Raw genomic sequence first — 20,786 nt, forward strand, 5'->3', positions numbered from 1 at the left:
CCATGATCACAGCAGGCCTGAAGCTCACGCAGAGCGGCGGCATCGCGATCCTCGACGAGGACCGTCTGGTGTTCAACGTCGAGATGCAGAAGATCGCCAACGGCGCCCGGTACAGCAACGTCGACGAACTCGACGACCTGGTCGGCGTCATGGACAAGTTCGGCCTCAAGGTCGGCGACATCGGCACATGGGCGTTGGACGGCTGGGACGGCGCCGCCGGCGGGCGCGTCAACGTGCTCGCCGGCGGGATCCAGACCGAGGTCCTGGTCGCCCCCTACCGGGAGACCGACCTGGTGCCCGACCCGGCGCTGCCGGGCCACCGCGGCCGGATCGTGATCGGCGGCCAGGCGCTGGACTACGACAGCTACGTCCACGTCGCCGGCCACCTGGCCTCGGCCTACTGCACCAGCCCGTTCGCGCGCCGCGGCGAGCCGTCGATGGTGCTGGTCTGGGACGGCGGCTGCTTCCCGCGGCTGTACTGCGTGGACGCCGACGGCCGGATCGAGGCCGGCGGCGAGGCGTTCCCGCTCATCGGCCACACCTACTCGATGACCTCGCAGTACTGGGGCCCGTTCAAGCGGCAGAACAAGTCGAAGAACGTCGACGACCTCTCCGTGGCCGGGAAGATGATGGCGTACATCGCCCTGGGCACCTCGCAGGAGCAGATCAAGCAGGTCTTCCGCGAGGAGTTCTTCGAGTACTTCGACGCCGACTCGCCGCGCGTGCGGGAGTACCGGCGGGCCATCATCGGGTGCGGCAGCACCGGTGAGCCGTCGCACGCCTATGTGCACCAGTTCCTCTCCGCCGTGCAGGCCCGCACCGCCGCGCTCGGGGTCTCCGACGAGGACGTACTGGCCAGCGTCCACACGTTCCTCGAGGAACTGCTGATCGACCGGGTGACCAAGAAGATCCAGGCGTGGAAGGGCGGCGGCGCCTGGAACCTGTGCTTCGCCGGCGGCTGCGCGCTGAACATCAAGTGGAACAGCGCCCTGCGCTCCCACCCGACGATCAAGGCCATGTGGGTGCCGCCGTTCCCGGACGACTCCGGCGTCGCCATCGGCACGGCCTGCCTGGCCGCGGCCGGCGGCTCCGGGCTCCGGCCGATCCAGTGGGGCACCCGGCTGGGCCCGGCTCTCGAACCGACGCCGGACGTGCCGCGCGGCTGGAGCACCTCGCCCTGCACGCCGGAGGAACTGGCCCGGATCCTGCACACCACCGGCCAGCCCGCGGTCGTGCTCGACGGCCGTGCCGAACTGGGACCCCGCGCGCTCGGCGGACGCAGCATCGTCGCATCGGCGGTCGAGGCGTCGATGAAGAGGCTCCTGAACGACGTGAAGAGCCGGGAGCGTTTCCGGCCGGTCGCGCCCATCTGCCTGGAAGAGCATGCCCCGACCGTCTTCGACCCGGGCACGCCGGACCCGCACATGCTGTTCGAACACTGGGTCCGTCCCGAGTGGATCGACCGCGTCCCGGCCGTCATGCACCTGGACGGCACCGCACGGCTGCAGACCGTCAACGCGTCCGACGACCCGAACCTGCACGCCATCCTGCGCGAGTACTACAAGTGCAGCGGCATCCCGGTCCTGTGCAACACGAGCGCGAACTACAACGGCCGCAGCTTCTTCCCCGATGTCGCGTCGGCGATCGAGTGGGGCCAGCTCGACCTGGTGTGGAGCGAGGGCGTCCTGTACCAGCGGGAAGACTCGGCGTTCTGAAAGGGCTTCGGCGCTGGTGGTGAGGGTCTCGTAGTCGCGGGCGAGCCGGCGGTGCGTCATGATCCAGCCGATACTTCGATCCACTACCCAGCGCCCAGCGCCGAGCGCCGAGCGCCGAGCGTTGGGCGTTGGGCGAGGGCCCGGCGGCCGAAGGCCGCCGGGCCCTTCTGATCGGTAACGGTGCGACGGGATCGTTCAGGGAGCTCTTTCAGCGCTGCCGCTAGATGCGCCAGTTCAGGCGTGCGACGCCGCGCTCGACCGGTGGTTGACGGTTTGCTGGGTCGGCGTGAGCTCACGACCCGGTGGACGCCGTCAGCTCGTGCGAACGGCCTGGACGGGCAGGCGAGATCTAGTCCAACGCCGGTCTTCCCAGCCGTACTCGGCCGGCCCCAGGGCCAACTCCTCCTCCAGCTCGGCGAACTGGCCATCGGACAGCGGGGGGAAGTTTCGACGGTCCCGTCGAGGCGAGAGCATCCATCCCACCCTCCCGCCAGGCACGGCGCCGGCGTTCCACCGACCGCTCACTCACCCGCAGATCCTTCGCGATCAACACGGTCTTCTCATCGCGAGCGAACCGCTCGCCTGCCTCGTACCGGATCCGTTCGCGTAACCGCCGTCGATCGGCGGTGAGTCCGCCACCCCGCGCATACCGGTGAGCTGGGCGCGTTCGCTGTCCTCCGACTGGCCGCGGACAGCTGGTGGCGCGCAGCATCTCGTACGGCAGCGGGAAGCCGAGCCTCGCGCGGCTGTGGTGGAAGGCGTCGAGCCGGTCGGCGAGCTCGGCGAAGCGCTAGGACTCCGTCGAGGAGATGGGCGCCGAGGAAGCCGGTCGCGCCCGTCAGCAGGACCGCCTGCGGTGCTCCCGTCCGGGGCCCCGGATCAAGCGGGTGTCGACGCGGCGAGGTCGACGCGGTGGGCCAGCTCCTCCACCGTCGTCGCCGCGAACAGGGTGATCAGTGGCAGGTCCACGTCGAAGGCGCGGCGCAGCGCGCACCGGATCCGCAGCGCCAGCAGGCTGTCTCCGCCGAGCTGGAAGAAGTCGTCCTCGGCGGTGACCACGTCGGCCCCCAGCGCCTGTGACCAGATCCGCGCCACGCGCTCCTGCGTGGCGGTGGCGAATCCGGCGGCAGGCCGCGCGACCGCATCCGCCACGGGCGCCGGAGCGGGCAGAGCCTTGCGGTCGTGCTTGCCGTTCGCGTTCAGCGGTATCCGTTCGAGCAGCGTGATGGTGGACGGCACCATGTAGTAAGGCAGTTGGGTGCGCAGGTACTGGAGGAGAGCGACCGGGTCGGGGCTGCGTCCCGGCCGCGGCTCGACATAACCGGCCAGGCGCCGCTCACCCAGGGCGTCCTCCCGGACGATCACGGCGGCGTCCTGGGCGTCCGGGTGCTGGCCGAGCACCGACTCGACCTCCTCCAGCTCGATCCGGAAGCCGCGCAGCTTGACCTGCCGGTCCACCCGGCCCAGCACCTCCACGTCACCCGTGGGAAGCACGCGTGCCAGGTCGCCGGTGTTGTACAGGCGAGCTCCCGGCCTGTCCGAGAAGGGGTGGGCGAGGAACCGCTCGGCGGTGAGCTCGGGGCGCCCCACGTAGCCGCGGGCCAGGGCCAGGCCGCCGATGTAGAGGGTGCCGTTCACTCCGAAGGGCACCGGCTGGAGCCGGTTGTCGAGCACGTAGAACTGGGTGTTGGGCAGCGGGCGTCCGATCGGCACCGGCTCCTCGTCACCGCGCTCGGGCATCGGAGTCTCGAACAGGCTGCTGTCCACGGTCGATTCGGTGACGCCGTACGAGTTGACCAGACGGGTGCGGGGAGGACACAGCTTCGCCAGGTTCCAGTAATCCTGCATGAACCAGATGTCCGCGCCGACGGCCAGTACCTTGAAGTTGTCCAGCATCCGCCCCTGCTCGGCCACATAGGCGCTGAGCCGGCGGATGACGACCGGGACGAGGTCGGCGAAGTCGATCCGCTCCCGCTGGAGCAGCGTGTACAGCCGCGCCGGATCCAGCAGCGCTTCACGGTGGCAGAGCACCAGCGTGCCGCCGGAGCACAGCGCGCGGACCATGTCGCCGGTGAACACGTCGAAGGCGATGTTCGCGGCCTGGAGATGGCGGCGCACCACCGTGCCCAGGCCGTAGACCCGCTCCCAGGAGCGGAAGGCGCTCATCAGGGCACCATGGGTGAGCATCGCCCCCTTGGCCCGGCCGGTCGAGCCCGAGGTGTACACGAGGAACGCCAGGTTGTCCGCGTTCGGTTCGGCGTGCCGCACCGGCGGGACGGCGGCCGGCTCGTCCTGCGTCGCAACGGCGCCCTCGGCGAGCCAGTCGTCGACGTAGCCGACGCTCACCCCTTCGGTGAGCCCGGGTACCGAGGCCACCACGTCGTGGCGGGTCAGGAGCAGGCGTACGGAGGCGTCCGAGAGCACGTAGCGCAGGCGGTCCACCGGGTGGGCCGGATCGAGCGGCACGTACGCGCCGCCCGCCTTGAGGACGCCGAGCAGGGCCGCCACCGAGTCGGGGCAGCGCGGCGCGCAGAGCCCCACTCGGGACTCCGGGCCGACGCCGAGCGCGCGCAGCCGGGCGGCGATGATCCCGGCCCGCCGGTCGAGTTCGCGGTAGCTGACCCGGTCCTCGCCGTCCACCACCGCCACGGCGTCGGGGGTGGCGCGGACGTGTTCCTCGAACAGGTGGTGCACACACGTGTCGGGGGCGACCTCGACGGAGATCAGGTTGTCCCGGTTCAGGAGCTCGGCCCGCTCCGCCTCCGAGAGCAGCGGCAGCAGGGACAGCGGCAGGTCGGAGTCCGCCACGGCGCCGAGCAGCAGCCGTTCGAAATGGGCGGCCATCCGCTCGATGGTGGCGTCGGCGAACAGGTCGACGTTGAACTCCCATGCGCAGCGCAGCCGGTCGCCCTCGTCGACGACGTGCAGGCTCAGGTCGTGCAGCGCCGTGGTCCGGCCCTCGCCGCTGAACGAACTGACGCGCAGCCCCGCCGGGTCCGGCGTGGGCCGGGGGGCGTCGTGCAGTGACAGCATCGTCTGGAACAGCGGGGCGCGACTGAGATCGCGGTCCGGCCGCACCTCCTCGACCACACGCGCGAAGGGTACGTCCTGATGGGCGAAGTCCGCGGTGGACGCCTGCCGGGTACGGGCGAGCAGCTCGCGGAACGTCGGGTCGCCCGCCAGGTCCGTGCGCAGGGCCAGGGTGTTCGCCAGGAGGCCGACGAGTGGTTCGGTCTCCGGCCGGTGACGTCCGGCCACGGTCGTGCCCACCACGATGTCGTCCTGGCCCGAGTAGCGGTGCAGCAGGGCCGCGTATCCGGCGAGCAGCGTCATGAACAGGGTGGCGTTCGCGGCGCCGCCCAGCTCCCGCAGCCCGGCGGTCACCTCGGCGGACAGGGTGAAGGACCGGGTCCGGCCCGCGTACGTCTGCACGGTCGGTCGGGTACGGTCGGTCGGCAGCCGCAGGCTGGGCAGCTCGCCGCTGAACCGCTTACGCCAGTACGCCGACCCGTGCGCCACCCGGTTCGCCGCACCGTCCGTGAACTGCTCGCGCTGCCAGTGGGCGTAGTCGGCGTACTGGACGGGGAGTGGCGGCAGCGGATCGGCGCCGCCGGTGCGGAAGGCGTCGTACAGATGGCAGAACTCGTCCGTCAGCACCGTCATCGAGCAGTCGTCGGCGACGATGCGGTGCAGGTTGATCAGCGCGACGGTTTCCCGCTCGGTGAGCGCCACCAGCGTCACCCTCAGCAGCGGACCCCGGCCGAGGTCGAACGGCGCCCGCGCGTCCTGGGCTGCGAGCCGCCGTGCCTGCTCCTCGGCGTCGTCCGCGCCGCGCAGGTCGACGACCCGGGGCTCCCAGACGTGGGTGTCCACCGGGGCGATGGTCAGCGCCGGCTCGCCGTCGACCGAGGGATAGGTGGTCCGCAGGGTCTCGTGCCGCCGCACCAGGGCCTGGAAGGCCCGCACCGCCGTGTCCAGGTCCACCGGACCCGACAGCCGCAGCGAGTACGGCATGTTGTACGCCGCGTTCCCGGAGCCGAACTGGTCCAGGAACCACAGGCGCTGCTGTGCGAAGGACAAGGGGGCGCCCGTGCCCGCCGGGCGTCTGGTGATCCCGCCCGGTGCCGCCGCGGTGCGCTCCTCGAGCCGCCGCGTGTGCAGGGCGTTCTGGGCGGGGGACTGCTCGCGCAGCCGCTCCGAGGTGTCGCTCATGCCGTCCTACCTTCGTGAGTGCGTCCCATGCATGCGCGACGTGTGCTACTCGGCACGGGTGCCGTCCTGTGCACGGGCCTTTTGGCCGTTGGCGGCGGCCTCCTTGGCGATGGCGCGGAAGAACTGCGGATAGCTGGGGGAGGTGTGCTTCGCGTACGACAGCGTCAGGTCGTGGCGCTCGCGGAGCTGGTTGATCGGGACGACCATGGCCGCGTGGTGCTCGATGTGCAGGTTGTTGCCGTTGGTGTACCAGGTGCTGAACCAACTGCCGGTGATGGAGCGGGTGTTGGTCAGCACGTCGGTGCTGGAGTTGTCGCACATGATGTGCTCGGGCAGTTCGACGAGGAAGTGCAGGGGCACCGCGACCAGCAAGGGCAACAGCCACACCCACAGCACCAGTTCGCCCTGGCCGAGCACGGCGAGCGCGACGGCCGCGAGGATCGGCAGGCTGAACAGCCGGTATTCGGCGACCACTTCACGCTTGCGGGCCGGTGCTATCTGGCCGGAGTCGTAGGTCCAGGAACCGGTCCAGGCGCGCACGACGTCCGCGACCGCGCCACCCAGCCGGCCGAAGGCCAGGGCCTCGCGGACCAGCGCCCCCCAGGTGACGGGCTGACGCGAGTCGAAGCCGAAGAACTCCGAGTCCTGGTCGGTGCCCAGATAGCGGTGGTGCTGCAGATGCAGGACGCGGTAATGGCTGTACGAGACCAGCATGGGCACGCCCAGCGGGACGCCGGCGATCCGGTGCCGGCGGGCGCGCCGGAATGCCGAGTGGTGCAGGCACTGGTGTTGCAGTTCCAGCCAGTGTGCGTACATCGCGCCGATCAATATGACACCCAGCACCCGCAGCGGCCACAGCCCGGTGAACAGCGCGAGCGCCACGCCGAGCGCCCAAAGGGCGTACGCGACAAAGAGTTTGAAGATGAACGTCCGCTCGTCGACGGCGTTCACCTTGGCCCGTCGGAACAGGCCCTGTGGCGACGCCGTGCTTGCGTCGGAAGTCATTTTTGGCACCTTCCCCTGTGGCAGCCTCCCGTGAGATCGCTGCGGCAGTTGGGCAGGCATCAGCGACTTCGTGTGGATGAGGCACGAAGTTTAGAAGTGTCGAGCACTGTTTTTCGCTCAGGATCTACCCGAGGCGGATGGCGACAATGGAATTGCCGCCGATTTCCAGGAAATTGTCGTCGATGCTGACGCTCGTATTGTCCAAGAGGGTCCGCACGCTACTCGCCCATCGCCCTGATCAGGCTGGCCGGCCTCATGTCCGTCCAGTGCGCGGAAACGTATTCAAGGCAGTTCTTGCGAGTTTCCTCGCCGTACACCACCTTCCAGCCTGCCGGTACCGCGCTGAAGGCGGGCCATAGCGAATGCTGGTTCTCGTCGTTCACCAGAACCAGGCATGCGCCTTCTTCATCGTCGAACGGATTTGCCACGGATTCTCCTGGTGAATTGATCAAACGGCCGTCAGCGTAACAGTGACGATAACCAGCCGTCACCGTTGCGGCAGCTGAATAATTGGCCTCGCATTGGGCGTGTCTCGCCGGCGGGACACCGGCGTCGGTGTAATGGGATATCGCTATTCCTGATCGCCGCCGGAACGAAGGCAGGCGGCGATGGCGGCGCGGCGAACTGCTGCCTGCCGCGCCACCCAGGTGGTCTGCGCCCAGATCTCCAACCGAGCTCAGCTCATGGCAGGCACGGACTCGCCGGTCATGTCGCCGAGCGCCACCACGATCTTCCGCGGCCCGGTGAAGGGACTGCGTGAGTGCGCGACCAGCATGTTGTCGATGACGAGGACGTCACCCTCCTGCCAGGAGAAGGCGACCGATTCCCGGTCCATGAGGTCGCGGACCTCGTCCACCAGGGCGTCGTCGATGACAGTGCCGTCGCCCCAGAAGACGTTGCGCGGCATCCCCTGATCGCCGCAGATCTCCAGCAGCGAGGAGCGCGTTTCCGGGTCCAGCGACGACGGGTGGTGCAGCGCCAGCTGGTTGAAGAACACGGTCTCGCCGGTCGTCGGGTGGCGCAGCACCGCCTCGGCCTGACGCGAGGTCCGCAGGCCTCCGTCCGGCGTCCACTCGAAGCTCGTCCCCTCCGCGGCGCACTTGCGCTCGACCTCGGCGGGATCGTCGGTGCCGAAGAAGCGCGACCAGCTGACGTCGACGCCTTCGATGAAGTTGCGGACATAACGGAGCTTCTTGGTGGCGAAGAGCTCGGCCAGCTCCGGACGCATCCGGGCCAGAACCGTCCGGCAGTCGACGATCGGTGTCTGACCACCGGACTGCGGGGCCACGATGCACGAGAAGAACTGCCGCATCGGCCACTGCGGCAGATGCGAACTCTCGTTGTGGAACAGGATCGTGAGGTCTTCCGGATACGGCGTCGACTTGTATACGCGGGCCGACTCGCCCTCTCGTGGAAGGTCCCCGTATTCAGGGAAGAGGGTGCCGCAAATCGCCGAGGCGGCCTGTTCGAACTTCTCCACCGAACCGGCGTGGAACCCCCGGAGCAGGACCGCGCCGTGCCGCAGCAGCCGTGCTTCGAGTTCTTCCCGGTTCGCGCGCAGCCAGCCGGGCAGGTCGACGCCGGGACCGGCCGGCGTGATGAGGACGGGGGTCGTCGGTGACTCCGGCAGGAAGCCGATATTCACCGAATCTCCGCCGGGTATCCGCACCTGCCGTCGAGTCGCGCCCAGCAGGGAGCGGGGGCCCGGGGTCCGGGAAGTGCTGTCGTTCATGTCGTGGTCCTCACTTCGATCTCCCGTCGGATCAGCTCGGCGAGTTCCTCCACCGCGGGCTGTCGCATGATGCCGTGGTGGGTCGTTGCCACCGAGGCGAAGCCGAGCTCAGGCCCGACCACCGATCCCCAGCCCCACGTACGGTCCGGATCCTGCGGCTCGTCGGCCGGCTCGGCGCGCACCAGCAGCACCGGGAAGTCGGCTCGGCCGAGTTCGGCCTGCTCCTGCACGAAGTAGCGGTCCAGAGCAGTCATGTTGGTCATGTAGACGTCCAGCAGGTTCCGCAGCTCCGCCTCACCGGAGTCGGGAGGCAGCCGCCCGACGTCCTGCATGGCCTTGAGCAGTTCCTGATGACCGAGATGACCGAGCGGCCCCTCCGGCAGGTCCAGCTGGTAGTGGAAGGCGAAGCGGCGCAGGAGATGGTCGGCGGGCTGCCGCGCCAGGGCGCTCTCCGCGTCACCGGGGACGCCGCAGTTGACGATGATCAGCTGCGCCACCTCGCGCCCGGAACGGCGCAGCGCCTGGGCCGTGGCGTAGGCCATGATGCCGCCGAAGCACCAGCCGATGATCACGGGAGCCGTATCGCCGACGGCCGCGATGTTCGCCGCGTACCCCTCGGCCATGGCGGCGAAGTCGTCCTGCGGCGGCCTGCCGTGCAGACCCCAGGCCTCGATGCCGTAGACCGACCGGTCCGCCGGTATCAGCCGGGCCAGCTCCCAGTAGCTGAGCGTGTTGCCGCCGCCGGGGTGGACGCAGAAGACCGGGGCCTGCTCATGCGGTCCGCGGGTGGCGCGCAGCGGGACCAGGTTGGAGTCCTGGACGTCGCTGCTGCGCACCAGCTCCGCCATCGCCGCGACGGTTGGGGCGCTGAACACCGCGGACATCGGCAGGCGCAGGCCGAAGGCGTTGTTGATCTGGGCCATGAGCTTGATCGCACGCAGCGACTGTCCCCCGAACTCGAAGAAGTCCGCGTCGGGGGAGGAGATGTCCTGGTCGAGGATCGAGGACCAGATCGCCAGCAGACGCTGTTCCACCGAGTCGCGCGGCCGGCCGGCCCGGGCCTTCGGCGGCGCGATCGGTGCGAGGGCGCGGCGGTCGAGCTTGCCGTTGCGGGTCAGCGGGAACCGCTCCAGCACCTGCCACCCGGTCGGCACGAGGGCGGCCGGGAGGTGCAGAACCACGGCTGCCCGCACGTCCTCGACGGAGATGTCCACTCCGCCGGCGGCGGTGAGGTAGGCGTCCAGGTGCGTGACGAGTCCGTCGGCGTCCGCGCGCGCCACGACCGCCGCGGCGCCGACGCCTGGCCGATCCGCCAGCAGCGTCTCGATCTCGCCGAGCTGTACGCGGTATCCGCGCAGCTTCACCTGGTCGTCGATCCGGCCGAGGATCTCGATGCCGTTGCCGGGCACCAGGCGGCCGAGGTCACCGGTCCGGTGGGCGTCCGCGGTGTCCGCCGTACCGAAGCCCGACCCGCCTTCGCGCAACCGCGCGAGGTAGCCGAGGCCCACGCCGGGCCCGCTGATCAGCACCTCACCAGGGCACCAGGGCGGCAGCGCGGCACCCCCCGCGTCGACCACCGTCAGGACGTTCGCCCCGAGGCCGGAGCCCACCGGGATTGAGGAACAGCGTTCATCGATCGAGGCGTCCAGCGGGAGGCATGCGGCACCCACCGTCGACTCGGTCGGGCCGTAGTGGTTGTACAGACGCAAGGACGGCGCGATCTCTCGCAGCCGCTCGTACAACGCACGCGGCAGCAGTTCGCCGCCGAGCACGAGCACCTCGCTCGGCAGAAGCGCGAGCGGATCGGCAGCCTCGGCCAGCAGCGCCGAGAGATGCGAGGGGACCAGCTTCATCGCGGCCGCGGGGCTCCCCCGGAACCACTCGGTGAGAGCCGCGGGGCTCGTGGCGGTCTCGGTGGGGACGATCTGGACGCAGCCACCGCCGGCCAGGGTCGGGAAGACCGCCGTGTAGGCCAGGTCGGCGGCGAGGGTGGAGACCGCCGCGAACTCGGCGCCCTCGGACAGGGCGAGCGTCTCGCCGATCGCCGAGGCGTAGTGCGACAGCTGCTCGTGCCCGATGACGACGCCCTTGGGAAGCCCCGAGGTGCCCGACGTGAAGATCACATAGGCGGCGCCCGTGGCCGCCGCGCCGGAAGTCACCGCGCGCCCCGGGTCGACGACCGCGTCGGCCGTGCACACGATGCGGACGGAGGCCTGCTGATCGGTCTTCGGATCGGGGGTGAGCAGCAGCGCGGGGTCGGCCTCCCGCAGGATCGTCTCGATCCGCTGCTGCGGCCACGTGGGGTCGAGGGGGACGAACGCCGCGCCGGCGAGCCAGACGCCGAGCATCGCGACGACCGTTTCCGCCGAGGCAGGAACGAACAGCGCGACCCGCTGCCCGGCCCGCACGCCGTGCTCGCGCAGCAGGTGCGCCACCGCGTCCGCGCCCTGCGCCGCGTCCCGGTAGGACACGACGGTCTCGCCGCAGCGCAGTGCGGGCAGCGCGGGCGTACGCTCCGCCTGCGCGAGGAAGCGGTCGAGCACCGACGCGTACGACGCACGGGGCCCGGCCTCGGCGTTCGGCGCGTTCGGCGCGGTGAGGCGCAGGCCGCCGACGGCGCGCTCCGTGCCACCGGACAGCAGATCGGTCAGCTGATGTCCGAACGCCTCCGCGACGAGGTCCAAGTCGGCCTGGGCGACGCGGCCCGCGCCGCCGACGAAGGTCAGGCGCAGGCTCCGCGACCCGCGCACGCAGTCGAGGTGCAGCGCACCAGGAGCTTCGTGGACGGACGCACCGGCCGAGAGTTCCTCGGCCCACCGGTCCAGACGGTGCCGGTACGAGAGAGGGCAGCCGTCCGCCGCATGGTGTACGGAGGCCGCGGTCCCCGGGTCGATCTGGTTCTCCATCGCCGCTACAGAGCGGAGCGCGTCCTGCGACGCCTGGAGCGCGTCGGCGACCGGGGTGTCCGCGCCGATCTCCAGCCGCACCGGTACCGGACGCTCCAACAGGCCGAGCACGTTCTCCAGGCCTTCCGTGGACCGGCCGTCGGCCAGCACCAGCACAGGGGCGTCGGCGTCGCGGCAGTACCGGCCGTACAGCGAGCGCCAGAGAGCCAGCAGCACCGCCGCCTCGCTCACGCCGCACCGTCCGCTGAGTTCGTCCAGCCGTTCCAGAGCCGGCCCCTCGACGACGGCCGAGGCGCTCACCGGCTCGGCGGCCGCGTCCCGGAGGGCGACGGGAGTGAGGAAGGGCAGCGCCGAGGACGGCTTCGACAACTGCCGCGCCGCCTCGTCGGCCACCGGCGGCTGCGCCGACTCGTCCAGCACTTCACCGAGCCAGGCGGCGACATCGGCGTACTGCAGCACCGTCTCCCCGGCCGCGGCGACCGCGTCCTCCAGCAGCAGGCCGACAAGCAGGGTCCAGGAAGCGTCGTCGACGCTCAGCCGCGGCAGGGTGAGAACCAGCCGCGTGCCGTCCGGACCGAGTGCGTGCTCGACGGTCAGCGCGCCGGCACGGAACACGGTGCGATCCGTTCCCGACCGCTCGATCGCGACCGGGCCCACCGGATCCACGACCTGGACGAGCGTGGGCAGCCCCGCGAACTCGGTGTACCGCGTACGCAGGCTCTCGTGCGTCGCGACCGCCGTCGCGATCCGGGCCTTCAGCTCCGGCACCGGTATCCGGGTGGCGGTGCGGACGGTGCGCACCGCCGTGCTCCGGGCCTCGCCCAACCGGGCGAGCTGTTGCGGGGAGAGCTGGTAGCCCTCCTCCTGCCAGGTCTCGACGCTCGTCATGATGTCTGCTCCTGAAGGGTCATGCGGGCTCCGGCGCGGCGGCCGAGTCGGCATCGGTGGCGGGCGCCTCAAGGCGGCGTACCGTGCGCACGGGCGAGAACAGCAGGGCCAGGGAGGCCAGGAACGTCCCGCTCGCGGCCAGCACGATCGCCGTCCGCAGCCCGGTTCCGGAGGCGAGCGCACCGCCGAGCAGCGAGCCGAGCGAGAACGCGCCCAGCGCGCAGGTACGGGCCGTGGCGTTCACCCGCCCGAGCAGCTCGTCCGGGGTGGAGACCTGCCGGAAGCTGATCACCGTCACGTTGAAGACGGGAACGCTGAGCTGGACGACGAAGGAGGAGAGCGCGACGACGGCGAGCGCGGCCAGTGAGTGGCCGTGCACGGCCGCCAGGACGAGATAGCCGAGGCCGGGCAGCGCCATCGTCAGGATCAGGGTCGGGCCGACGCCGAACCGTCCGGTCAGCGGGCCGACCAGAAGGACGCCGACCAGGGCACCGACGCTGCCGACCGCGACGATCAGGCCGACCTGCTTCGAGCCCATGTCGAGGACCCGGAGCAGATAGAGGAAGAACACCGACATCAGGGCGCCGGAGAACAGGTTGATGATCAGCGCGGCCGTGGTGAACCAGCGCAGCAGCGGGTGCCGCACGATCGCGGCGAATCCCTCACGGATCGAGGCCCGCACCGAGAGGGTCTCCGCCCCGGGCTGAGGCTTCGGCGCCTCGTCGGCCGGCAGTCCCGCCACCGTGAAGAAGGACAGGGCGTAGCTCGCCGCGTCCACCGCGATCGCCACCGGGGCGCTGAGCGCGCTGATCAGCAGGCCCGCCGCGCCCGGCCCGACGACCTGCGCCATCGAGTCCGACAGTTCCAGCTTCGCGTTCGCCTCGCCGAGCCGGTCCCGGCCGATCAGACCGGGTGTGTAGGACTGGTGGGCGAGGTCGAAGAACACGGTCATCACGCCGACGACGAAGACCACGACGAAGAGCTGACCGATGTTCAGCACATCGAGCCAGTGCGCGACGGGGATCCAGGCGAGGGCCGCGGCACGCACGACATCGGCGACGATCATCACGGACCGGCGCGCCCGGCGGTCCAGCATCACGCCGACGAAGAGGCCGAAGAGCAGGAACGGCAGCGTCTCGAGGGCGACGAGCACGCCGGCTTCCATCGGCGTCGCGTGGAGCAGCAGGACCGCGGTCAGCGGCATCGCGACGTAGGTGATCTGGGAACCGAAGAGCGAGGCCGACTGACCCGTCCACAGCAGCGCGAAGTTCCGCTGGCGGAACAGCGAAGCCGGCTTCTTCCCGGCGCTCGAGGTGTCCTCGCTCATGGGCGCCGCACCGCCTGACGGATCTCGGTTCCCGGTCGGGAACGCGGGGTCTCGGCGCGTTGGTCCATCACTGTCTTCCTATCGGGTCGATTTCGCCGCACGGGTGATCGGGGAGGTGCCGGGCGGTGTGGGGGGCGTGCCTGGACTTCTCCCGGGCACTCGGTCACGTGTGGCTCAGCCGAGCGGCTGCTCCGGCGGGAGACCGGGGCGGGCCAGCACCCGCCGCCTGCCGGGGCCGAGCGCCGGCCGGGTCGCCGACCGGTCAGGGTTCGCGTTCCGTCGAGCCGGTTCCGGGACTTCCACCTTGCCGATGGGCTGGTCGGGGTCGGAGGTCAGCTCCGCGACCAGCAGGCTGAGCCGCTCGGCCCAGGTCTGGACCGTGTGGTGGTCGAACAGGTCGGTGGCGTACGCGATGATCCCCGTGATGCCGGTCGGTCGCCCGTCCGGCTCGTACGACCCCCGCAGCAGGAAGTTCAGGTCGAACTTGGGGGATTCGTGTTCCGGGATCTCGAACTCGCCGATGTCGAGTCCGGGGAGGTCGAAGGCGGCTTCGGTGTTGGTGTCGAAGGACAGCATGACCTGGAAGAGGGGGTGGCGTGCCGCGGTCCGTGGTGGGGCGATGATCTCGACGAGGCGTTCGAGGGGGAGGTCCTGGTTCTCGAAGGCGGCGAGGTCTGTCTCCCGTACCCGGGTGAGGAGTTCGGCGAAGGTGGGGTCGCCGGAGACGTCGGTGCGCAGGACGAGGGTGTTGAGGAAGAAGCCGACCAGGTCGTGGAGGACTTCCTCGGTGCGTCCGGCGACGGGCGTGCCGAGCGGGATGTCGGTGTCGCCGGTGAGCCGGGACAGCAGGACGGCGAGGGCGGCCTGGACCACCATGAACGGGGTCCCGCCCGTCCGCCTGGCCAACTCCGTGACGTGGGTGTGGACTTCGGCGTCGATGGTGACGGGGACCCGGGCGCCGTGCCGGGCGGGGGTGGCGGGGCGTGGCCGGTCGACGGGCAGGTTGAGTTCCACCGGCAGTGCGGCCAGGGCGTCGCGCCAGAAGGCGGACTGGCGGGCGGCGGTGCTGGTGGGGTCGTTCTCGGAGCCGAGCAGGTCGCGCTGCCACAGGGCGTAATCGGCGTACTGGACGGGGAGTTCGGTCCAGGCGGGGGCTGTTCCGGCGGTCCGTGCGGTGTAGGCGGTGGCGAGGTCGTTGCCCAGGGGGCCGACCGACCAGCCGTCGCAGGCGATGTGGTGGACCAGCAGAACCAGGACGTGTTCGTCGGGGCCGGTGGCGAAGACCTGTGCCCGGAGCGGGATTTCGCCGGCGAGGTCGAAGACATGTCCGGCGGCCTGGATCACCAGGTCGGTCACGTGCTCCTCGTCGGTGTCCGTCCAGGCCAGCGGCACGGTGATCTCGTCGGCGGGCACGATCTGCTGGACGGGTTCGCCGTCGATGACCGGGAAGACGGTCCGCAGGCTCTCGTGCCGGCCCACCACGTCGGCCAGTGCCGCCGCCAGCGCCTGCCGGTCCAGCGGTCCGGACAGACGCAGCACCAACGGCATGTTGTACGCCGCGCTCGGCCCCGCCAACTGACCGATGATCCACAACCGCTGCTGCGCAAACGACAACGGCAGCGACTCCGGACGAACCGCGGCCACCAGCGCCGGACGGGAGGGTCCCGCCTCGACCAGCGCACCGGCCAGGGCGGCGACAGTGGGGGCCTCGAACAACGCGCGGATGGTGATCTCCATCCCGAGCAGGGCGCGGATGCGGGCGACCAGCCGGGTCGCGAGAAGGGAGTGCCCGCCGAGTTCGAAGAAGTGGTCGTCAACGCCGACGCCGGGCAGACCCAGCACCTCGGCGAACGCCGCACACAGCATCTCCTCCCGCACGGTCGTCGGAGCGCGGTGAGTCGAGGCGACCGCGTAGTCCGGGACGGGCAGGGCCTTGCGGTCCAGCTTGCCGTTGGCGGTCAACGGCAGCCGGTCCAGGACCACGACCGCGGCCGGCACCATGTACTCCGGAAGCGGCCCCGCGGCATGCCGGCGCGACAGGCCGGGCAACTGCGCGATCTGTTCCGGGGATTGACCCGGGGCGGGTACCACATAACCGACCAGACGCTTGTCACCAGGGATGTCCTCGCGGACCACCGCCACGGCACGGGCGATACCGGGATACCGGGCCAGCACCGCCTCGACCTCCCCGATCTCGATCCGGAACCCCCGGATCTTCACCTGGTCGTCGGCCCGGCCGACGAACTCGAGGGTACCGTCGGCCCGCCACCGCGCCAGGTCCCCGGTCCGGTACATCCGCTCGCCGGGCGCACCGAACGGGCACGCCACGAACCGCTCCGCGGTCAGTGCGGGACGGTTCAGGTAGCCACGCGCCAGACCGGCACCCGTCACGTACAACTCGCCCGTCACACCGGGTGCCACCGGTTCCAGGCCGTCGTCGAGCACGAACACCCGCATGTTGAAGGTGGGTCCGCCGAGTATCGGCCGCGGTGTGGATCGCGGCTCGGCGAAGACCTGGTAGACCGTGCATTCCGTGGGCCCGTAGAAGCTGAAGCTGCGGGTGCCCTCACCCAGCGATCCGAGCCACTCCCAGAGCGAGTCGGGCACGGCCTCGCCACCGACCACGAGCAGTGCCGGAGTACGGCGGCCGTTGTCGAACAGGCCTTCCGACACGGCGGCGGCCATGTGCGTGGGGGTCAGCTCCAGGAAGTCGACGTCGTGTGCGTCCAGCCAGGTCGCGAGGAGGCCGATGTCGGAGAGCACCTCCGTGCTCACGACGTGCAGCTCGTGCCCCTCCAGCAGGCACGACAGCTGGTCCCACACCGCGTCGAAGGATATGGAGGTGGTCAGCGCGACCCGCAGCGGGCGGCTGTCCGACAGATCGGCGGCGCAGGCGAAGACCGACTCACGGTGAACGGTGATGAAGTTGGTGATGCTGTGGTGCGGTACCGCCACGCCCTTGGGAGTTCCGGTGGAGCCGGAGGTGTAGATGACGTAGGCAGGATGGGCGGGGGTAAGCCGGCCGGTGCGCTCGATGTCGGTCGGGTCGTGACTCCAGGCCGGGTGTGCGGTCAGCTCTTCCTGGGTGGCGGCGTCGTCCAGGACCAGAAGGGGTGCGTCGGCCGGCAGCCATGCCACGGTGGCCTGGAGCGTCACCACGTACGACGGCTTCGCGTCCTCGATCATGAACCGGACCCGTTCCTTCGGGTATTCGGTGTCGATCGGGAGATACGCCGCGCCCGCCTTGAGTACGCCGAGCATCGCCACGACGAGGTCGATCGACCGTGGCAGTGCCATGCCCACGATGTCCTCGGGGCCGACCCCGTGCTCGATCAGGTGGTGCGCGAGCCGGTTGGCGCGGGTGTTGAGCTCGCCGTAGGTCAAGGTGGTGCCGTCGAAGACGACCGCGGTGGCCTCGGGGGTGCGGGCGGCCTGGTCCTGGAAGAGCGCCGTCAGAGTCGTGGGCGGGACGGAGCGGGAGGTGTCGTTCCAGGTGTGCAGCACCTTCTCCTGCTCCGCGGCCGAGAGCACCGGGACCTGGTCGACCCGCTGGTCCGGGCCGGTGGCCAGGGTGTCGAGGACACGGGTGAAGCGTTCGGCGAGCTGCTCGATGCTTGCATGGTCGAACAGGTCGACGGCGTAGAAGATCTCGCCGGTCATTCCGGCGGGCCGGCCGTTCTCGTCGAAGCGTTCGCTCAGGTCGAAGGAGAGGTCGAACTTCGCCGGGGTGTCCTCGTCGGGCAGGACGCTCGTGCGCAGACCGGGCAGTTGGAGCACGGGATCGGCGTTGTTCTGGAGCGCGAGCGCGACCTGGAACAGCGGATGGCGGGCCATGGAGCGGGCCGGGGCCAGCTCCTCGACCAGGCGCTCGAACGGTACGTCCTGGTGCGCCAACGCGTCGAGCGCCTGCTCCCGCACCCGGGCGAGCAGTTCACCGAAGGACGGACCGCCGGACACGTCCGTACGCAGGACGAGGGTGTTGACGAAGAACCCGACGAGGTCGTCGAGCGCGGTGTCGGTGCGCCCGGCCGTCGGGGTCCCGATCACGATGTCCTGGCCGGCGCCGAGCCGGGAGAGCAGCACGGCCAACGCGGCCTGGAGCACCATGAAGACCGTCGCGCCCTCGTCCCGGGCCAGTTCGGCGACCCGGGCGTGCAGCGGCGCGGGGATCTCCAGCGTCACGCTCCCGCCCTGATGCGTGGCCACCGCGGGGCGGGCACGGTCGACGGGCAGCGGCAGTTCCTCCGGTATGTCGGACAGCGCGCGGCGCCAGTAGGCCAGTTGCTTGCTCAGCAGGCTCTCGGGGTCCTGCGCCTCGCCGAGCAGTTCACGCTGCCAGAGTGTGTAGTCCGCGTACTGGACCGGTAGCGGCTCCCATCCGGGTTCCTGGTCGGCCAGGCGCGCTGTGTACGCCACGGAGAGGTCCCGGGCCAGCGGCACCAGCGACCAGCCGTCACCGGCGATGTGGTGCACGAGCAGCACCAGCACGTGTTCGTCCGCACCGGCTTCGAAAAGCCAGGCCCGGAACGGGACTTCGGCCGACAGGTCGAAGCAGTGGCGCTCCGCCTCGGCGATCGACGCGGTCACGCCGGACGGCCCGACCTGGTCGGCCGGGACCACGGTGAGCACCCCGCCGAGCTCCTCGACCGGCACCACCCGCTGGTACGGCCGTCCCTCGACCGACGGGAAGAGCGTGCGCAGCACCTCGTGGCGCCCGAGGACATCCCGCAACGCCGCGTCCAGCGCACCGGTGTCGATCGCACCGGAAAGCCTGATGACCGCCGGGATGTTGTAGGTGGCGCTCGGTCCCTCCAACTCGTGCAGGAACCACAACCGCTGCTGCGCGGACGACAACGGCAGCGGCTCCGGACGATCCGCGGTCACCAGCGCCGGACGCGAGGGGCCCGCCCCGGCCAGCGCCTTGGCCAGGGCGGCGATGTTGGGGGCCTCGAACAGCGTACGGATGCCGAGTTCGACCCCGAGCAGGGCGCGGATGCGGGCGACCAGCCGGGTCGCGAGCAGGGAGTGCCCGCCGAGAAGGAAGAAGTTGTCGTCGGTGCCGACGGTGGACAGCTCCAGGTTCAGCACCTTGGCGAACGCGGCGCACAGGATCTCTTCCTGGACGGTCGTCGGAGCACGGCGGGCGGCCACGACGGCATGGTCCGGTGCGGGCAGGGCCTCGTGGTCCGGTTTCCCGTGATCCGTCAGCGGCAGCCGGTCCAGGACCACGACCGCGGCCGGCACCACGTGCGCGGGCAGCAGCCCGGCAGCGTGCTCGCGCAGGATCGCGGGCAGCCGTACGGTGACTTCCGGGTCGAGGCCGGGGCCGGGCACCACGTAGCCGACCAGACGCTTGTCGCCGGGGATGTCCTCGCGGGAGACGATCGTGGCCTCGGCGATGCCGGGATACCCCGCGAGTACCGCCTCGACCTCGCCGAGTTCGCTGCGGAACCCGCGGGTCTGCGTCTGGTGGTCCGCCAGGCCGATCGGCTGGTCGGGGTCGGAGGTCAGTTCTCCGAGCAGGTGGTTGAGCCGCTCGGCCAATGCCTGGACCGTGTGGTGGTCGAACAGGTCGGTGGCGTACTCGAGAATCCCCTTGATGCCGGTCGGCCGGCCCTCCGGACCGAACCGCTCCTCGAACTCGAAGTTGAGGTCGAATTTGGCTGTTTCCTGTCCGGGGATCTCGAATTCGCCGGTCTTGAGTCCGGGGAGGTCGAAGGCGGCTTCGGTGCTGGTGTCGAAGGACAGCATGACCTGGAAGAGGGGGTGGCGTGCCGCGGTCCGTGGTGGAGCGATGATCTCCACCATGCGTTCGAAGGGGAGGTCCTGGTTCTCGAAGGCGGCGAGGTCTGTTTCCCGTACTCGGGTGAGGAGTTGGGTGAAGGTGGGGTCGCCGGAGACGTCGGTGCGCAGGACGAGGGTGTTGAGGAAGAAGCCGATCAGGTCGTGGAGGGCTTCTTCGGTGCGTCCGGCGACCGGTGTGCCGAGCGGGATGTCGGTGCCGCCTCCGAGTCGGGACAGCAGGACGGCCAGGGCGGCCTGGACGACCATGAACGGTGTCACGCCGGTCTGTCGGGCCAGCTCCGTGATGCGGGTGTGGACTTCCGCGTCGATGGTGAGCGGTACCTGGGCGCCGTGCTGGGCGGCCGTCGCGGGGCGTGGCCGGTCGAAGGGCAGGTCCAGTTCGACGGGGAGTGCGGCCAGTGCGTCGCGCCAGAAGGCGGACTGGCGGGCGACGGCGCTGGTGGGGTCGTTCTCGGAGCCGAGCAGGTCGCGCTGCCACAGGGTGTAGTCGGCGTACTGGACGGGGAGTTCGGTCCATGCCGGGGTCGTGCCGGCGGTTCGTGCCGCGTAAGCGGTGGCGAGGTCCTTGCCCAGGGGGCCGACCGACCAGCCGTCGCAGGCGATGTGGTGGACCAGCAGGACCAGGACGTGTTCGTCAGGTCCGGTGCGGAAGGCGTGGGCGCGCAGCGGGATTTCGGTGGCGAGGTCGAAGACGTATCCGGCGGCCTGGACCGCGAGGTCGGTCACCTGCTCGTCGTCGGTGTCCGTCCAGGCCAGGGGCAGCGTGACCGCGTCGGCGGGCACGATCTGCTGGACGGGTTCGCCGTCGACGACCGGGAAGACGGTCCGCAGGCTCTCGTGCCGGCCCACCACGTCACCCAGTGCCGCCGCCAGCGCCTGCCGGTCCAACGCCCCGGACAGACGCAGCACCAACGGCATGTTGTACGCCGCGCTCGGCCCCGCCAACTGACCGATGATCCACAACCGCTGCTGCGCAAACGACAACGGAATCATGCAGGCTACCTCGCTGTTTCCGACCGTTACCAGTCGCGATCCGCAGCCGATGGCTCGGGCGCCGAAATCACCGGCCAGGCGTCGGGCCGCAGCGGGATCGGGAGCCGTTATGTCGGCAGAATTAATTGGCAAAGGGAAAACGGAGTTGTATCGACTTCGCGAGGCTAGCAGGCGGCACTCGCCAGGGTGAATGAGTCCCGGGC

Annotated in this window: 8 protein-coding genes and 2 pseudogenes; 1 reads left to right on the plus strand and 9 read right to left on the minus strand. The window is 70.4% G+C overall.

Annotated elements, in window-relative coordinates; translation table 11 throughout:
* The first annotated feature begins 2 nt into the window (after nucleotides 1-2).
* A complete protein-coding gene (locus IPZ69_RS02185) occupies nucleotides 3-1,715 on the plus strand; it encodes a carbamoyltransferase N-terminal domain-containing protein (RefSeq protein ID WP_235451901.1) in 1,713 nt (570 codons plus the stop codon).
* Here IPZ69_RS02185 and IPZ69_RS02190 read toward each other — a convergent pair.
* The 9 genes and pseudogenes from IPZ69_RS02190 to IPZ69_RS02225 all read right to left on the minus strand — a co-directional run.
* Nucleotides 1,716-1,808 (minus strand): annotated as a pseudogene (locus tag IPZ69_RS02190) (IS5/IS1182 family transposase); the annotation flags it as partial.
* A gap of 240 nt (nucleotides 1,809-2,048) precedes the next feature.
* Nucleotides 2,049-2,427: pseudogene (locus IPZ69_RS48050) on the minus strand (hypothetical protein); the annotation flags it as partial.
* 167 nt (nucleotides 2,428-2,594) lie between these two features.
* A complete protein-coding gene (locus IPZ69_RS02195; protein ID WP_235451902.1) occupies nucleotides 2,595-5,927 on the minus strand; it encodes a non-ribosomal peptide synthetase in 3,333 nt (1,110 codons plus the stop codon).
* Between the two features lie 45 nt (nucleotides 5,928-5,972).
* A complete protein-coding gene (locus IPZ69_RS02200; RefSeq protein ID WP_235451903.1) occupies nucleotides 5,973-6,932 on the minus strand; it encodes a fatty acid desaturase family protein in 960 nt (319 codons plus the stop codon).
* A 218-nt stretch (nucleotides 6,933-7,150) separates the two neighbouring features.
* Complete coding sequence (locus IPZ69_RS02205) at nucleotides 7,151-7,360, minus strand: MbtH family protein (protein ID WP_235451904.1); 210 nt, start codon at nucleotides 7,358-7,360, stop codon at nucleotides 7,151-7,153.
* A gap of 248 nt (nucleotides 7,361-7,608) precedes the next feature.
* On the minus strand, nucleotides 7,609-8,664 hold the full coding sequence (locus IPZ69_RS02210) for a TauD/TfdA family dioxygenase (protein ID WP_235451905.1): 1,056 nt from the start codon (nucleotides 8,662-8,664) through the stop codon (nucleotides 7,609-7,611).
* Complete coding sequence (locus IPZ69_RS02215) at nucleotides 8,661-12,458, minus strand: amino acid adenylation domain-containing protein (RefSeq protein ID WP_235451906.1); 3,798 nt, start codon at nucleotides 12,456-12,458, stop codon at nucleotides 8,661-8,663. The genes IPZ69_RS02210 and IPZ69_RS02215 overlap by 4 nt, the downstream gene beginning before the upstream one ends.
* Nucleotides 12,459-12,477: 19 nt before the next feature.
* Nucleotides 12,478-13,785 (minus strand): MFS transporter, encoded by a 1,308-nt coding sequence (locus IPZ69_RS02220; protein WP_235451907.1) that lies wholly within the window; start codon nucleotides 13,783-13,785, stop codon nucleotides 12,478-12,480.
* 174 nt (nucleotides 13,786-13,959) lie between these two features.
* Complete coding sequence (locus IPZ69_RS02225) at nucleotides 13,960-20,583, minus strand: non-ribosomal peptide synthetase (protein WP_235451908.1); 6,624 nt, start codon at nucleotides 20,581-20,583, stop codon at nucleotides 13,960-13,962.
* Between the last annotated feature and the right edge of the window lie 203 nt (nucleotides 20,584-20,786).

The organism is Streptomyces olivochromogenes (genome assembly GCF_021538895.1).
GTDB lineage: Bacteria > Actinomycetota > Actinomycetes > Streptomycetales > Streptomycetaceae > Streptomyces > Streptomyces olivochromogenes_A.

Coding starts and splice junctions, on each gene's coding strand:
- IPZ69_RS02185 (WP_235451901.1), top strand. CDS start 3: ATGATCACAGCAGGCCTGAAGCTCACGCAGAGCGGCGGCATCGCGATC.
- IPZ69_RS02195 (WP_235451902.1), bottom strand. CDS start 5,927: ATGAGCGACACCTCGGAGCGGCTGCGCGAGCAGTCCCCCGCCCAGAAC.
- IPZ69_RS02200 (WP_235451903.1), bottom strand. CDS start 6,932: ATGACTTCCGACGCAAGCACGGCGTCGCCACAGGGCCTGTTCCGACGG.
- IPZ69_RS02210 (WP_235451905.1), bottom strand. CDS start 8,664: ATGAACGACAGCACTTCCCGGACCCCGGGCCCCCGCTCCCTGCTGGGC.
- IPZ69_RS02215 (WP_235451906.1), bottom strand. CDS start 12,458: ATGACGAGCGTCGAGACCTGGCAGGAGGAGGGCTACCAGCTCTCCCCG.
- IPZ69_RS02220 (WP_235451907.1), bottom strand. CDS start 13,785: ATGAGCGAGGACACCTCGAGCGCCGGGAAGAAGCCGGCTTCGCTGTTC.
- IPZ69_RS02225 (WP_235451908.1), bottom strand. CDS start 20,583: ATGATTCCGTTGTCGTTTGCGCAGCAGCGGTTGTGGATCATCGGTCAG.